This window comes from Facilibium subflavum, from assembly GCF_003574485.1.
Classification (GTDB): domain Bacteria; phylum Pseudomonadota; class Gammaproteobacteria; order Francisellales; family Francisellaceae; genus Facilibium; species Facilibium subflavum.
In genome coordinates this window covers 1,024-2,122 of record NZ_KZ984703.1, presented here as the reverse complement: position 1 = coordinate 2,122, position 1,099 = coordinate 1,024, and the positions used below count along the sequence as shown (strand labels likewise).

General features: G+C 38.1%; 3 protein-coding genes. All 3 read right to left on the bottom strand.

What is annotated here, in order from left to right; genetic code table 11:
• Positions 1-613 (bottom strand): hypothetical protein (locus DNK84_RS00505; protein WP_162902125.1); only part of this gene is annotated, 613 nt, incomplete at its 3' end.
• Positions 614-637: 24 nt separating this feature from the next.
• Positions 638-781, bottom strand: a complete 144-nt coding sequence (locus DNK84_RS14140) for a hypothetical protein (RefSeq protein WP_162902124.1) — start codon at positions 779-781, stop codon at positions 638-640.
• Positions 781-1,080 carry a hypothetical protein gene (locus DNK84_RS00500; protein ID WP_119342626.1) on the bottom strand — a complete coding sequence of 100 codons (300 nt, stop codon included), beginning with the start codon at positions 1,078-1,080 and terminating at the stop codon, positions 781-783. The genes DNK84_RS14140 and DNK84_RS00500 overlap by 1 nt, the downstream gene beginning before the upstream one ends.
• Positions 1,081-1,099: the final 19 nt, after the last annotated feature.

Below are 1,099 nucleotides of genomic sequence, written 5' to 3'. Positions count from 1 at the left end.
AAAAAGCAAGCTTAATCGTTGATGAATATTGTCCTGAATTTCCTGGCAGCGTAAATTGATGTTCTTTCCCCCACAAAGGACAGCCTGCTTCAGCTGTAGAGAACCTGCGTACAATTTCAACTTTAGCACTACTGCTATTTGTAAAATTAACACTTAATTTCTTACCAGCATTCAACTTTGTACTATTGGTCAAAAATGGATAAATATTCACATTTGTTTGTGCAGGTATGGTACAACCATTCCCTGACAATGTTCCCCATGATATGGTTCCACCAGCTGTCTCTAACGCAGGATTTGCCAACGTTCCATATATATTTTCTCCATTTAACGTGATCCAGTCAAACTGACCCCAGTTTACACTCACTCTATCATGAACTTTACCAGCTATCACTCCTGCATATCGTGTTACTTCACAGTTATTACTTCTAATTATTACTGATCTCATATAGGGACCAAAAAGGCCATTAGCAAAATTAACAACTACGCGCCCATCACTTGAACCATAGGAAGGATTTACTTTATTGGTTATTTGCCCATGGGCAACGGATAATGCCGTTAAACTACTAGACAAAACAAGATACTTACATAGTGATTTATATTTTATTGTAAACATACGTTTCTCCACGTTCTTTAAAAATTACCGGATAATAAATGTTTGCCCATTATCCTTTTGTATCGTGTACTGAGTTGATGCAGGATAAGCACGATAATATGCATCTTGTGGATCCTGCACACTTCCAATGCTTGCATCGAAGCTTGCAACAACCTTACTACTATCCATTAATGCGAATTTAACATGTGATGCCTCACCCCCCCTTCTTCGGCGCACGCAGCAGAATAATTAAAATTTAATGCTATTGTTTTTCCTGAGCCCAGCACCGTTGTCTTTGCTGCAAGACTATTATCACTATAGGTCACATCACTGGCGCAATGTGTATCAATAGTGGCAACGTTGAATGCATATGGTGAATCATTCTCCAGATAAAAAGTTCCACCACCATAGCTGTTGGCCATGCTTAACGAAGGCATTAACAACCCAATCAACAATAATAAACGTAATTTTTTTTGATTCAGATTCATTTGGCATTTCCTCTATAAT